Origin of the sequence: Ochrobactrum sp. SFR4 (genome assembly GCF_019730395.1) — a bacterium.
Lineage (GTDB): Bacteria > Pseudomonadota > Alphaproteobacteria > Rhizobiales > Rhizobiaceae > Pseudochrobactrum.
Window position 1 is genome coordinate 64,971 of sequence record NZ_JAAPBB010000010.1, and the last position, 15,299, is coordinate 80,269.

Sequence of the window (15,299 nt, forward strand, 5' to 3'; positions counted from 1 at the left end):
CAGATAATTCTCATGATCCGGGGGTGACGGGAATTATCGGATAACAGGATGTTTAACAGGTAGGGTTTCTCAGGGAGGATCGCGTGAAAAAACTTCTCGCTTCTGTTGCAGTTGCAATGTCCATCGCTATGCCATCCGCTTTCGCGGAAGGTGTGATCGACACATCCAAGGTCAATAAAGACCTCATCACCACAGCCAATGACAAGAAATACACTATTGCGACCGTTGTTAAGGTTGATGGTATTGCCTGGTTTGACCGTATGCGTGACGGTGTGGCCCAGTTTAAAGACGAAACCGGCCATGATGTATGGATGGTTGGCCCAAGTCAGGCTGATGCGGCCGCTCAGGTGCAGATCGTTGAAAATCTGATCGCACAGGGCGTTGACGCTATTACCATTGTCCCGTTCTCGGTTGAAGCGGTTGAGCCGGTTCTGAAGAAAGCCCGCGAGCGCGGCATCGTGGTTATCTCCCACGAAGCATCCAACATCAAAAACGTCGATTATGACATCGAAGCCTTTGACAACAAAGCTTACGGTGCCAATCTGATGAAACAGCTCGGCGAATATATGGGCGGCAAAGGCAAATATGTTGCCACTGTCGGCAGCCTCACCTCGAAGTCCCAGATGGACTGGGTTGACGGTGCTGTAGAATATCAGAAAGCCAATTTCCCTGAAATGTCACAGGCAACCGAGCGTCTGGAAACCTATGACGATGCCAATACCGACTACACCAAGTTGAAAGAAGCGATGACCACCTATCCGGATATTACCGGTATTCTGGGTGCGCCGATGCCGACTTCTGCCGGTGCCGGCCGTCTGATCGCTGAAGGCGGTCTGAAGGGTAAAGTCTTCTTCGCAGGTACAGGTCTGCCATCGGTTGCCGGTGAATATCTGAAGAATGACGATATCCAGTATATCCAGTTCTGGGATCCTGCTGTTGCCGGTTATGCCATGAACATGCTGGCCGTTGCTGCTCTGGAAAAGAAAAACGACCAGATCAAAGCCGGTCTTGACCTCGGCCTTGCCGGTTACAATTCTCTGCTCGCTCCGGATGCTGCACAGCCGCATCTGCTCTATGGTGCAGGCTGGGTTGGCGTAACCAAAGACAACATGGCTGAATACGACTTCTAATCTGTAAAGAGCCGGAGGCGGTAACAGGCTTGTTGCCGCCTCTGTTTTTACCGGAGCGGGTTACATCCAAATTCAATCATGGATATCGCTCTGGTTTCTTTAATGGCCGCATTATCACAGATGTCCGAATTGATCCGGGTTGACTGTGAAATGCTCCAGCTCTGCGGGAACACATCCGTTCTGTCACAGGCAGGAATAATATGACTGAAAATCTGATAGAACTGCGCAATATCGGCATGCGCTTCGGGGGTGTTAAAGCCCTTGATGATGTGTCGCTGACCATCCGCCGCGGTGAAATCCATTGCCTTGCCGGTGAAAACGGCTCCGGAAAATCCACAATCATCAAAGTGATGTCCGGTGTTTACACACCCCAGGACGGCGAAATCCTGTTTGACGGCAAACCTGCCGGCAAGCTCAATCCTGTCAAATCCGTACATCACGGCGTTCAGGTGATTTATCAGGACTTTTCCCTGTTCGGAAATCTGACCGTTGCCGAAAATCTGGCGCTGAACACTTTCCTGATCGAAGGCCGTAAAACCGTCAACTGGAAACAGGTTCGCGAACTGGCACAGAAGGCGCTCGACCGCCTTGATGTTAAAATTAATCTCGATGCGAAAGTCGACAGTCTGCCAACCTCGGGCAAACAGATTGTTGCCATTGCCCGTGCGGTCATGGCCGATGCGCGCCTCATCATCATGGATGAGCCGACGACAGCGCTGACCCGCCATGAGGTGGATGCACTCTTCAAAATCGTGCGCGATATTCAGGCACAGGGCATTGCCGTGCTGTTTGTCAGCCACAAAATGCGCGAAATGCTGGAAATCAGCGAGCGCCTCACCGTATTCCGCAACGGTAAGAAGGTCGCGGAAGGCCCGATCAGTGAGTTCGACGAACCGGCAATTACCCGTGCGATGACCGGTCTGGACCTTAAACCGGACAACTATGTCTGGCAGACACAAGATCAGAGCACACAGCCGGTGCTTCAGGTTGAAGACCTGAAAGCCAAAGATTCAGCGACCGGCAATGTGCTGCTCGACGGGGTAAACCTGTCGCTTCATGCCGGTGAGATTGTCGGCATTTCCGGTCTGATCGGCTCCGGCCGTACAGAGCTCGCTTTGTCGCTGTTTGGTATGCTGCCGCAATGCACCGGAAAAATGCAGCTGAACGGCAAAACCATTCATCCGAAATCGGTGCGTCAGGCCATTGATCTCGGCATTGCCTATGTGCCGGAAGACCGCCTCACGGAAGGCCTGTTCCTCACCCAGTCGATTGAGCGCAATATTATTGTGACCTCGCTGGATAAGATGGTGAGCGGCCTCTTCATCAACCGTAAAAAAGTCGATCAGGTCACGAAAGAAATGTTCGACGCCATGCAGATTGCGGCACCGGGCCCGCATACACCGGTCAACCATCTGTCCGGTGGTAATGCGCAGCGCGTGGTGCTTGCCCGCTGGCTTCTGACCGGCGCGAAAGTGCTGATCCTCAACGGCCCGACGGTTGGTGTGGATGTGGGTTCCAAGGCGCAGATTCATGCGATTATCCGCAAACTCGCCAAGGATAACGGCCTTGCTGTTCTGATGATCTCCGATGATGTGCCGGAGCTGGTGCAGAACTGTAATCGTGTTGTCGTGATGCATCGGGGCAAGCTGGTGGATGAATTGTCCGGCAGCACCATGACTGAAGATGCCGTCAATGACCGGCTGAAGACACTGAACTGAGGAACCGGTCATGAAGTTCTATCAAACAACAGAATTTATCATCGCCTGCGTTCTGCTGCTGGCCATGATTACTATCGGCTTTATCAATCCGGCCTTCTGGTCGCTGGACAATATGTTCGGCCTGCTACGCTCCAATGTCGTGATCGGTATTATGGCGCTCGGCGTATTGCTGGTGATGATCTCCGGCGGGATTGATGTGTCTTTCACCGCTTTCGCAATTGCGGCTATGTATCTGACTGTTAAAGCCATGGTCGCCATCGGCTATGACGGTGTGGTCATTCCGTTTATCGCGGCAACGCTGATCGGCCTGGCGCTCGGCGCTTTCAACGCGGCGATTATTTACAAGTTCCGCATGATCCCGCTGATCGTGACGCTTGGCACCGGCTCTATTGTACGCGGTCTGGTACTCGGTCTGGTCGGCACCAGTATTGTCAACATCAACAAGATGCCGAAAGAACTGATCGAATTCGGCAAGACCGATGTTGTCTCTATGACCTCGGCCACCGGTACGAATTTCGGCCTCACGGCAATGGTGTTGGTCTATCTCGGCATCGCGCTGCTCATTCATCTGATGCTGAAATATACAATGATCGGCCGCTCGATCTATGCCTATGGCGGTTCGCCTGAGGCAGCAAAACGCGTTGGTTTCAGCACCGCCAAAACCATTTTCGTGGTCTATTGTGTGGCCGGTGCGCTGGCCGGTTTTGCAGGTCTGCTGCATTCCTCGATGATCTGGCTTGCCAATCCGCGTGACTTTACCGGCCTTGAGCTGGAAGTGATTGCAGCGGTTGTGCTCGGCGGCGCGTCGATCTTCGGCGGTCGCGGCTCGGTGCTTGGCACTTTGCTCGGCGTTTTCATGCTGGTGATGGTCAAGAACTCGCTGATCATCATGAAAGTCGACACCACATGGCAGAAAGTTGTCGTTGGTCTCATCATCATCATCGCCACGGCAATTACCGCATGGCGTGACCGGAAAAATCTGGTGTGAGCGGCGGGGATAAAGATATGAAAAAAGATATTGATACGCGCCGTTTTCTCAGCCCTGCCAATATGGATCGCAATATCCTGCAGCTGGTGATTATCACCGTGCTGGTGTTTGCTGCCATGAGCTGGCTCAATCCGGATAAATTCCTGCGCTACTACAATTTTGAATCGATCAGCTACATCATGCCGGAACTCGGCATTCTGTCGATTGCCATGATGATTGCCATGCTGACCGGCGGCATTGATCTGTCAGTTGTCGGCATTGCCAATCTCTCCGGCATTCTTGCCGGTGTGTATTTCCACTCCACCATGGTGCAGGCGGCTCAAAACTCCGACAGTAATATGCTGTTCTATACGGTGATTGGTGTGCTGCTTGCCTTGCTGGTGGGACTGGTGGCAGGGCTGGTCAACGGGATATTGATCGCCAAATTGCGCATCACGCCAATTCTCGCCACACTTGGCACCGGTCAGGTGTTTATGGGGCTGGCACTGGTGCTCACCGGCGGCCCTGCGATTGTCGGCTTTCCTGATGCATGGAACATGATCGGCAATGGCAAAATCTTCGGTATTGCCACACCTTTCATCATCTTTGTTGCCGTGTCCGGTCTGATTGCGCTGCTGCTCAGCCGCACCACCCTCGGCCTCAATCTGATGCTGATCGGCACTAATCCGAAAGCTGCGGTATTTGCAGGTCTGAAAAAAGACCGCATGATCCTCTACTCCTACATGCTTACAGGTATGCTCGCCTCACTGGCCGGTATCATCCTGTCTGGTCGTACCAATGCTGCAAAATCCGATTACGGCGCGTCCTATCTGCTGCAGGCCGTGCTGATTGCCGTACTCGGCGGCACCAATCCGGCTGGCGGTAAAGGACGTGTATTGGGTGTGGGTATTGCGCTTGTTGCACTGATGCTGCTGTCATCGGGATTCCAGATGCTGCGTTTCTCCAATCATCTGATTGATTTCATCTGGGGGGCATTCCTCATTCTGGTGATTGCAATCAATGCATTCCGCAATTCAGACAGGTAAAGCCATGCAGGATATTTCCGTTCATCTTCGCCGTCAGGATTTCACCGACAAGCCGCATGAAATTGCTTCATCGGATGGTCTGACTGTTACTGCATTCCGCTACGCCACCGGCGTTGAAGCGCTGATGATTGAAAATCAGCGCGGCCATCTGATCGTGCTGCCCTATATGGGGCAGATGGTCTGGGGCGCGGAATTTGACGGCGTTGACCTGACGATGGGCAACAGCTTTGCCATGCCGCGTCCTGCCAAAACCATTGCCGAGACCTATGGCTGCTTTGCTTTCCATTCCGGCCTGCTGCGCAATGGTGTGCCATCAGCACAGGATACCCATGCCGCGCATGGTGAAATGCCTTGTGCCAATATGAATGTTGCAGGGCTTATCTTCGGTGAGGATGAACAGGGCGCCTATGTCGAAGTGACAGGCGAATATGAATATGTGATGGGCTTCGGTGCGCATTATCTGGCACGACCATCCGTGCGCCTTTATGCGGATGACACATTATTCGACATCGAAATGGACGTGGAGAACCTCTCCTATGCCCCGATGGAACTGATGTATATGTGCCATGTCAACTTCGCCTATGACGAAGATGCCCGTATCATTCAGCCGACCTCCTTCTCGCCGGAAGATACCAAAGTGCGCACTGCCGTGCCTGCTCATGTGACACCAAATCCTGACTATCTGACGCTGATTGACGAGCTGGCAAAAAACCCGTCCGTCATGGAAGTGCTGGACGATCCTGATCGTTACGATCCTGAACAGGTTTTCTATCTGCGCAATCTGAAACAGGATGAAAACGGCACCATTCATCAGATGATGAAGCTGGAACAGGGTGAGGCTTTTGCCATCTCCTATCCGGCGGCAGATTTCCCGAAATGCGTGCGTTGGGTTCTGGTCAATGGCGATGCGCAGGTTGCAGCTTTTGCCCTGCCTTCCACCTGCGAACCGGAAGGCTATCTGGCAGAAAAAGCCAAAGGCAATGTGCGCCTGCTGGCTCCGGGCGAACGCGCGACTTTCCCTGTACGCCTCGGCTATCTGGCACCTGCGGAAGCTGATGAATTTGAGCAGATGATCACTGCGCTTTAAGGCACTGATCCGGAACAGCTGATGGTGTTCCGAATAAGATTAAGTGCGGAAACAAAGAGATAGAGTAGTTCTGATGTCGAAAAAAATCGCTGTTGTCGGTTCCAATATGGTCGATCTGGTTACCTATATGGATCGTATGCCGGTTCTCGGCGAAACGCTGGAAGCACCTTTGTTTGAAATGGGCTGCGGCGGCAAAGGTGCCAATCAGGCATTTGCTGCGGCACGTCTTGGTGCCGATGTGATGATGGTGACCAAAGTCGGCGATGATATTTTCGGCGACAACACTATTTTCAACCTGAAAAAGGCTGGTATTGACACCAAACATGTCGGCGTTATCAAAGGTAAATCCAGTGGCGTTGCCCCGATTTTTGTCGATAAAAGCGGTGAAAATTCCATTCTCATCGTTAAGGGTGCCAATGCCGATCTGCTGCCACAGGATGTGGATGACGCTGCCGAAGATCTGAAACAATGCGGCCTGATCCTGATGCAGATGGAAGTACCGGTCGAGACCGTCTATCACACCATCGCCTTTGCAGCGGCCAATGGGATTGAAACCATTCTCAATCCGGCACCGGCTGCGGCTGATCTTGATCCTGAACGTATCCGCCAAGTGTCATTCCTCGTACCTAACGAGACCGAGCTGGCGCTGCTTTCCGGCATGCCGACCTCGACAGACGAAGAGACTATTGCTGCTGCCCGCTCGCTGATTGCCAAAGGTATCCGCACTGTCATCGTCACGCTCGGCGGCCGTGGTGCGCGTCTGGTAACCGCTGATGAGGTGGTCAATATCGCACCGGTCAAAGTCACCCCGAAAGATACAACCGGCGCAGGCGATGCCTTTATCGGCTCTTTCGCACGGTTCTATGCCGAACACGGCAATGTGGCGGAGGCTCTGAAAAGCGCCAGTCTCTATGCCGCCGACAGCATTACAAAGACAGGCACGCAGAAATCCTATGCATCTCTCGAAGAGTTTGCAGAGTTCTGCAAAAGCCATAGCTGAAACTAAATATGCTGCGCCAAACGCCTGATAACAGGCAGAACGGCGCGTTGATTTAACCGGTGCAATCACCGGAACTGACAGCTTTCCGGTTCTACCCCCGTAGCCGGAAACCTGTCAGGGCAGCTTGCTTCCGCCCAGAACAGGCCTCTGATTGCACCCCAATTTTACGGATATACGATGAGCACTTCTCATGCACGTAACACCGGAACCCCGCTGAAAACCGAATGGTTTGACGATATCAACGTCAACCGCTCGGCACTTGAGCGCCGTGCCGCGACCATTCCCGCCCGCCGTTCGGTGAAAAAGGAATATCAGGCTGCCTGGCTGGTACGTGCCATCCAGTGCATTGACCTGACAACACTGGCCGGTGATGACACTGCCGGCCGTGTGCGCCGCCTTTGCGCCAAAGCCAAAAACCCGATCCGTACGGATATTCTGGAAGGTCTTGGCCTCGCTGATGCCAATATCACCACCGGTGCGGTCTGCGTTTATCCGACAATGGTTCCCCATGCGGTTAAAGCGCTGGAAGGCACAAATATCCCTGTTGCTTCCGTCGCCACCGGCTTCCCTGCCGGTCTTATTCCGCTGCCGCTGCGTCTCGCTGAAATCCGTTATGCGGTTGAAGAAGGTGCCAAGGAAATTGATATCGTCATCACCCGCGAGCATGTTCTGACCCAGAACTGGCAGGCGCTGTATGATGAAATGGCTGCGATGCGTGAAGCCTGCGGCGAAGCCCATATGAAGGCCATTCTGGCTACCGGCGATCTGCAGACCCTGACCAATGTCTATAAGGCATCGATGGTTGCAATGCAGGCCGGTTCCGACTTCATCAAAACCTCAACAGGCAAAGAAGAAGTCAACGCAACTCTTCCGGTCAGCCTGACCATGGTGCGTGCGCTGCGCGATTACGGCGAACTCACAGGCCAGATTATCGGCTTCAAGCCTGCCGGTGGCCTGCGTACTGCAAAAGAAGCCCTCGTCTGGCTGTCGATGATGAAGGAAGAGCTGGGTCATGACTGGCTACAGCCGGATCTGTTCCGCATCGGCGCTTCCTCATTGCTCGGCGATATTGAACGCCAGCTCGAACATTATGTGACCGGCCGTTATGCCGACCTCTCCCGTCACGCTGCGGCATAAGGAATTACGACTATGGCACAGATCAAGGATATTCTGAACACAATGGAATATGGTCCGTCTCCCGAAGCCAATGGCGATGTTGTTGCATGGCTGAAAAATCATTCCGCGCCGTTTGGTCATTTCATCAATGGCCGCTTTACCGATGCAGGCAATGCGCAGATTATTGATGTCATCAATCCGGCAACGGAGCAGCGTTTGGCAGGCATTGCCAAAGGCACTGCGGAAGATGTTGATACGGCTGTCAAAGCCGCACGCGCTGCGTTCGGCAAATGGTCAAAGCTTTCCGGTCATGAGCGCGCCAAATATCTGTACGCCATTGCCCGTCATCTGCAGAAGCGTGAGCGTTTCTTCTCCGTGCTGGAAAGCATGGATAACGGCAAACCGATCCGCGAAAGCCGCGATATTGATGTGCCGCTGGCTGTCCGTCATTTCTATCATCACGCCGGTTGGGCTGAGATGGTGGAAGATGAGTTCCGTGGTTTCTCCCCTGTCGGCGTTTGCGGTCAGGTGATCCCGTGGAACTTCCCGCTCTTGATGCTGGCATGGAAAATCGCCCCTGCACTCGCTGCCGGTAATACAGTTGTACTGAAGCCTGCCGATCTGACCCCGCTGACAGCGATCGCCTTTGCGGAAATCTGCCATGAAGTCGGTCTGCCTGCCGGTGTGGTCAATATCGTACAGGGCGACGGTGAAACCGGTGCGCTGATCTGCGGCCATGAGGATGTCAACAAGGTTGCCTTTACTGGCTCGACCAATGTCGGCCGTGTCATCCGCGAACAGATTGCCGGTTCCGGTAAAAAACTGTCGCTGGAACTCGGCGGCAAGTCACCGTTCATCGTTTTTGAAGATGCTGATCTCGACAGCGCTGTTGAAGGTGTTGTTGATGCGATCTGGTTCAATCAGGGTGAAGTGTGCTGTGCAGGATCGCGCCTGCTGGTTCAGGAAGGCATTGCCGAGCGCTTCTATGCCAAGCTGCGCAAGCGCCTTGAAACAATCCGCGTTGGTGATCCGCTGGATAAATCCACTGATGTCGGCGCAATCGTCTCCCCGTTGCAGGTTAAGCGTATTTCCGCACTGATCGCCAAAGGCGTGGAAGAAGGCGGTGCGCTTTGGCAGACTGCGAATGCACTGCCGGCCAAAGGCAATTTCATCGCGCCAGGCTTCTTCACTGAAGTTGACCAGGCTTCCACCGTTTGTCAGGTCGAAATTTTCGGCCCGATTGCAGCTGCAACAACTTTCCGTACACCTGCTGAAGCAATTGCACTGGCCAACAACACCTCTTACGGGCTGGCTGCTTCCGTCTGGTCGGAAAATATCAATACTGCACTCGATATTGCGGCTTCCGTTAAAGCCGGTGTTGTCTGGATCAACTGCACCAATATGCTTGATGCCGGTGCCGGTTTCGGCGGTTATCGTGAAAGCGGTTTCGGTCGTGAGGGTGCGCGCGAAGGGCTTTACGAATATCTGGTCAGCGACTGGGAAAAAGCTCTGCCGCTCGCCAAAGAAACCGAAAGCACTTCTTTCTCCGCTCTGCCTGTCGCTGATGAAAAAGTAGCAGCCGTTTCCATTGACTGCACGATGAAAAACTATGTCGGCGGCAAGCAGGCACGCCCTGACGGCGGCGCAAGCTATGCGGTCTACGGCAAAAGCAATGTTGTCATCGGTGAAGCACCACTCAGCAACCGCAAAGATATCCGCAATGCCGTAGAAGCAGCCGCAAAAGCAGGTTCATGGGGTGGCGCAACCGCTCATAATCGTGCGCAGGTGCTGTATTACTTAGGCGAAAATCTCGAACAGCGCCGTGCTGAATTCATTGAATTGCTCACCACCAGCACCGGTGTTTCTGAGAAAAAGGCAGAAGAAGAATTCGACGCTTCAATCCGTCGTATTTTCTATTACGCTGCACAGGCAGACAAGTTTGACGGAGCCGTTCACTCCACCAAATCGCGTCATGTCACACTGGCAATGAATGAGCCATGGGGCGTGACCGGTATTGTCTGTCCGGATGAACTGCCATTGCTCTCGATGATCTCGCTGATCCTGCCCGCAATCGCTATGGGCAACCGCGCTGTTGTTGTGCCGTCAGGCCGTCATCCGCTGATCGCCGGTGCTTTCTATCAGGTGCTGGATACATCAGACGTACCGGCCGGTGTGGTCAATCTCATCACCGGTGAGCGCGATGTTCTGGCTAAAACGCTGGCTGAGCATGATGCCGTGTCCGCGCTCTGGTATGTCGGGTCACAAGCAGGCAGTGCCATGGTTGAAAAAGCCTCGACAGGCAATCTCAAAGCCACATGGGTAAGCAATGGCCGTCAGCGCAACTGGCTGGATACAGCGCAGGGTCAGGGACGCGATTATCTGCGCCGTGCGGTGCAGGTGAAAAATATCTGGGTGCCATACGGCGCATAATTCAGAAATAATTGATAAAGCCGCCACCTGTTTCAGGCGGCGGCTTTTCTTATGAGCCTTGTTGCGCATCTTACTTGTGTGCTTTGGCAGCACTCAATCGTTTGCGGCGTAATTCCCCCGGGGTCACCATCCGGCATTTTTTCAATGCTGTTGTCATATGGCTCTGGCTGGAAAAACCTGCCCTGTCAGCAATTTCCGCCAGACAAATATCCGTATCGACCAGCATCTCCTCTACCGCATTCAACCGCAGCATCAGCAAGAATTGATGTGGCGTCTGCCCGAAACTCTCGCGGAATGATGTCAGGAAATGCCCGCCGGACACGCCCAATATATCCGCCATTTTAGAGATGGATAATTTGCGCATATAGTTTTCGCGCAAATAAGCTTCGATACGCCTCGATGCCTGATAAGACAGCCCGCCGCTTTCCTGCCGGCTGCTCCCTGCCCTCAGGAAGGAATGGTTCTGTACCAGCTGCACCATCAGGACCGACAGCAATGCTTTAATATATCCTGCGCTGACGGGTGCATTTTTCAATAGTTCTGCGCGCAGCAGATTGGCAATCAACAATGCTTTCGGATTCGGCAGCCTTGTAGGATGCGGGAACAATTCTTTAAGAGATAAGCCGCCGGTAATATCCTGCAAGTCGCTCAGCAAAGAGTCATCCAGTGCAATCTGAATATAATCCGTTTCAATCGGCCAGCTCATTACATATTCGGCACCTTGCGGAATAATCAGCACCGAACCGGCAGGCGCATCAAAACTCTCCCCGAATTTACCCTGCAAAGACCAATGCAGATCTTTGATTGCTGCAAGCGTGATGATGACCACATAATGATCATGCTGATAGCCGAACTTTCCGCTGTGGCTCAGAATATAGGCAATTTGATTATTGTAATGTACCAGATTCTTAAATGTATCAGAGAAACTGCTATTCAGTTTTGTATCCGCCTCACGGAATAAGACCCCTTGTGAAACTGTAGCATGATCTTCCACGGTCGGCGTAAATAGATTGTTCATTTCTCACCCCAATGAATTAAACATTATTTACTCTTTATATTAAGCACCCTGCATATGCTGCCGTCGCCCTTAACACCCGCCCTGCGAAGGTTTCCGCGTGTCTGAGGGTCGTGTACGCATTGCGCACAACACCATTTCATTCAATTGCAATTCTCACAAAATATCTACCATAGGTTGTATTAATCGCGCAATTAAAAATTCAATTAAATCGAAATTTTTTTAACTTTACGAGAATAATTTTAATTATCATATTGATTAAACTATAAATTTTAAAATAATAAGCAAATTTCAAATTAAAGAGATGGCAAGAGTACAAAACAATCTCTTTGTTGATTTCAAGATTTAAAACAATCTAAAGTTGTAATCAATATTAAGATTCATCATTTTTCATTTTCCGTTACGTGCAGTTCTATAAAGCAGGAAGAAAGCTAAACAATCCGCATTGCGGTTCAGATTATCTGAAAAGCAACGCCGCAGGACCATGGATATTGGCAGTTTTCCGGGAAGGAGTAGCGTGCACTACCCCATTGGCGGCCAGTTATAAAGCCAACATCGTTCTAAGGGCTTGCCGGAGATCGTTGCGTCATAATGCAGGCAGCGGGCATCGGAACTGCCGCCAGCTAAACTCTGCAGGCCATGCTGCTTTCTTCCAGAAAAACAGCATGACCTGCAAAATATACTTTCTAATATCTTATCCGGCTTCCGGCTCCTTGAGAATGCGCGTCCCAAGCTCACGGTCATGCTCGGTAACCGAAGTCAGTTTCTTCAACCTTCTGCCCAGCCAGATGTTCAGATCATCCATTGCGGCAAACATAACCGGTACAAAAACCAGACTGAGTGCCGTTGACGTTATCAGCCCGCCGATGACAGCAATGGCCATCGGTGCGCGGAAACCCGCATCCCCGCCGATACCGATGGCGGCAGGCACCATCCCCGCCACCATGGCAATTGTGGTCATAACAATCGGCCGGACACGCGTAATACCGGCTTTCAGCAAAGCTGCATCACGATCAAGACCTTCCTTGCGACACTCAATGGCATAATCCACCAGCAGAATAGAATTTTTGCAGACAATCCCCATCAGCATCAAAATACCAATAACAGAGGACAGATCTAAAGCCGCACCATAGAGAAGCAGTGCAATCGCCGCGCCGCCGATGGAAAGCGGCAAAGCAATCAGAATAGTGAAAGGTTGCAGGAAATTCTTGAACAACAGAATGAGCACCGCCGCCACCATCAGAATACCGATCAGCAGCGCCAGCCCAAAATTGCTGAACATTTCTGCCATATATTCCGCATTGCCATATTCCGCTTCGCGAACACCTTCTGGCAGGTTTTTATAGGCGGGAAGCGCAGTAATCGCTGCGAGTGCAGTACCCAGCGTCGCATTATTGCTCAGATTAGCCTCCACCTCAATCATTCGCATCCGGTTCAAACGCTCTACACGGCTTTCCGCAGAACCGAACGAAATATCTGCAACAGCAGCAAGCGGAACCGGATTGCCGGTTGCAGTTCCCACTTTCAGGTTCTTCAGCATATCCAGATCGCTGCGGGCAGAGTTTTCAAGCAAAACACGGATCGGTATTTGCCGGTCACCCAGATTGAATTGCGCGGAATTAGCATCTGTCTCGCCCACTGTTCCGATGCGGGCAACCATGCCGATCGAGGCCGGTGACACACCAAGGCGTGCGGCCTCGTCCAGACGCGGTTTTACATGCAGCTCCGGTGCAGGCAGAGGTTCAGATGAAACCACATTGGCGAGTTCCGGCAAACCGCGCATCTGCGCTTCCAGTTCACGGGCAGCACGGGTGAGATTTTCTCCGCTGTTTCCGACGAGAATAATAGCGACTTCTTTGCCGCCGCTGTCTTTTGTAAAGGTAAACTGAATATCCGGTATTGCAGCAATCAGAGGGCGGACAGCTGCTTCAAATTCCTTCTGGCTCGTCTCCCGTTCCGCACGCGGCTTGAGATTAATGAGCAGTGAGAACTCATTCACACCATCCGATGATGAAGCCAGAATATCTTTGACTTCAGGTCGTTTCAGCAACTGATTGACAATATTATCTGAAACGCGGGCGGCTTCATCAAGGCGCGTACCCGGCGCCAGTGTTACGCTGACCTGCGAAACATTGGAGTCGCTTTGCGGCATGAAACCGGTGGGCAGCAGTGACATGAGATAGACCGAACCGGCAAAGATGACCGCCACCATGGCAAAGGTTGCTTTGCGGTGCTGCAAAGTCCAGCTCAGTAATCCGAGATACCAACGGCCAAACACGGAAGAGCCCGGCGCTTTATCGCTCACCGGATGCGGCTGCAACATATAGGCAGCCATCAGCGGCGTGAGCAAACGCGCAACAGCGAGGGAAACCAGCACCGCAATCGCAACAGTAAGACCAAACTGTTTGAAATATTGCCCGACTGCCCCGCCGATAAAACTGACCGGCGCAAAAATAGCGACGATCGTCAGCGTTGTCGCTACAACGGCCAGTCCGATCGCATCCGATGCTTCAAGCGCTGCAATATAGGGGCGCTTGCCCATATGAATATGGCGCTCAATATTCTCTATCTCCACAATCGCATCATCAACGAGAATGCCGATCACGAGTGTCAGAGCCAGCAGACTGATGTTGTTCAGTGTAAAATCGAGAAGATACATCGCCGCAAAAGTCGGCAAAACCGACAGCGGCATAGCCACCGCAGCAATCACGGTCGCGCGCCAGTTGCGAAGGAAAAGAAACACCACCGCAACCGTCAGCGCAGCACCCTCCAGCAGTGTGGTGATCGCATTATTATAGTTCTGCACCGTATATTCGACCGTGGAGCTGACCTCCCTAATCTCTGTGCCCGAATTGAGCTGCCTTATGTCCTCAAGCCGGTTTTTGACACCATCGGCAACAACTGTGTCGCTGTACCCTTTTGAACGGAACACAGAAAAGCCAACCACGGCTTTGCCATCCAGACGGGAAAAGCCGCGCGGTTCACCTGCCCCGTCCTTTATTGTGGCAATCTCGCGCAATGGTATCCACCGGTTGCCCGGCAATAAGATCGTTAAAGCGGAAAGCTCTTCCACCGTTCCGGCGCTTGCAATCGTGCGCAACGACTGTTCCCTGTCACCGATATTACCCCGCCCGCTCGGCACATTCACATTCAGCTCGCGCAAAGCAGAATTGACCTGATCCGCCGATACACCAAGTGCCAGCAACCGCTCCGGTTTCAGCGCAATACGCACCTCACGATTGACACCGCCCAGCCGCTGCACTTTCTGCACACCGGGCACGGCCAGCAATTCGCGGGTAATCGTATCATCCACGAACCATGACATATCAACCGCAGAAATATCCGGCGCGGAAATCGTGTAATAAAGGATTGCCCCGCCTTCAACATCAACACGGCTGACCACCGGCTCCTGAATGGTCTGCGGCAGATCTGAGCGGATCTGCGCCACGGCCTCACGTACATCATTGGTGGCACGGTCGGGATCGATTCCGATGCGGAACTCGACTGTCGTTGTAGACACGCCATCCGCAATGGAGGAGCGCAGATGTTTTACCCCTGTAATGCCGGATACCACACCTTCAATACGGCGGGTAATCTGCGCCTCCATCTCAGAAGGAGCAGCACTGGCCTGCGTTACCGCAACCGTCACCACCGGAAAGGATATGTTAGGATAGGCATTCACCGGCAGCTTACTGAATGCAGCCCAGCCGGCAAGGGTCAGAACAATGAAAAGAACAAGCGTCGGCACCGGCTTGCGGATGGCCCAGGCGGAAATATTACTGGTCATAAA

At 52.7% G+C, this 15,299-nt stretch carries 10 protein-coding genes; 8 read left to right on the plus strand and 2 right to left on the minus strand.

The genetic code is table 11. The features are described 5' to 3' along the window. Positions 1 to 83: 83 nt before the first annotated feature. From HBA93_RS13100 to HBA93_RS13135, 8 genes are all read left to right on the plus strand, one after another. Entirely contained in the window at positions 84 to 1,130 is a 1,047-nt protein-coding gene (locus tag HBA93_RS13100; protein WP_121993550.1) for an autoinducer 2 ABC transporter substrate-binding protein, read from the plus strand. A 200-nt stretch (positions 1,131 to 1,330) separates the two neighbouring features. Continuing rightward, positions 1,331 to 2,848, plus strand: coding sequence for a sugar ABC transporter ATP-binding protein (locus HBA93_RS13105; RefSeq protein ID WP_221723561.1), 1,518 nt, complete (start codon positions 1,331 to 1,333; stop codon positions 2,846 to 2,848). A gap of 10 nt (positions 2,849 to 2,858) precedes the next feature. Further along, the gene (locus HBA93_RS13110) at positions 2,859 to 3,836 is read left to right on the plus strand and encodes an ABC transporter permease (protein WP_022709626.1); all 978 of its coding nucleotides are present in this window, start codon (positions 2,859 to 2,861) and stop codon (positions 3,834 to 3,836) included. Between the two features lie 17 nt (positions 3,837 to 3,853). Beyond that, positions 3,854 to 4,861 (plus strand): ABC transporter permease, encoded by a 1,008-nt coding sequence (locus HBA93_RS13115; protein ID WP_028233306.1) that lies wholly within the window; start codon positions 3,854 to 3,856, stop codon positions 4,859 to 4,861. A 4-nt stretch (positions 4,862 to 4,865) separates the two neighbouring features. Further along, complete coding sequence (locus HBA93_RS13120; protein WP_221723585.1) at positions 4,866 to 5,948, plus strand: aldose 1-epimerase family protein; 1,083 nt, start codon at positions 4,866 to 4,868, stop codon at positions 5,946 to 5,948. A gap of 73 nt (positions 5,949 to 6,021) precedes the next feature. Then, a complete protein-coding gene (rbsK, locus tag HBA93_RS13125; RefSeq protein ID WP_121993554.1) occupies positions 6,022 to 6,948 on the plus strand; it encodes a ribokinase in 927 nt (308 codons plus the stop codon). A 177-nt stretch (positions 6,949 to 7,125) separates the two neighbouring features. After that, positions 7,126 to 8,085, plus strand: a complete 960-nt coding sequence (gene deoC, locus HBA93_RS13130) for a deoxyribose-phosphate aldolase (RefSeq protein ID WP_221723562.1) — start codon at positions 7,126 to 7,128, stop codon at positions 8,083 to 8,085. A 12-nt stretch (positions 8,086 to 8,097) separates the two neighbouring features. After that, positions 8,098 to 10,494, plus strand: coding sequence for an aldehyde dehydrogenase family protein (locus tag HBA93_RS13135; protein ID WP_221723563.1), 2,397 nt, complete (start codon positions 8,098 to 8,100; stop codon positions 10,492 to 10,494). Positions 10,495 to 10,564: 70 nt separating this feature from the next. On the opposite strand, the gene HBA93_RS13140 is transcribed toward HBA93_RS13135, so the two are convergent. Together HBA93_RS13140 and HBA93_RS13145 are read right to left on the minus strand one after the other, a co-directional pair. Beyond that, positions 10,565 to 11,512, minus strand: coding sequence for a helix-turn-helix domain-containing protein (locus HBA93_RS13140; protein WP_221723564.1), 948 nt, complete (start codon positions 11,510 to 11,512; stop codon positions 10,565 to 10,567). A 691-nt stretch (positions 11,513 to 12,203) separates the two neighbouring features. Then, positions 12,204 to 15,296, minus strand: a complete 3,093-nt coding sequence (locus HBA93_RS13145; RefSeq protein WP_221723565.1) for an efflux RND transporter permease subunit — start codon at positions 15,294 to 15,296, stop codon at positions 12,204 to 12,206. Positions 15,297 to 15,299: the final 3 nt, after the last annotated feature.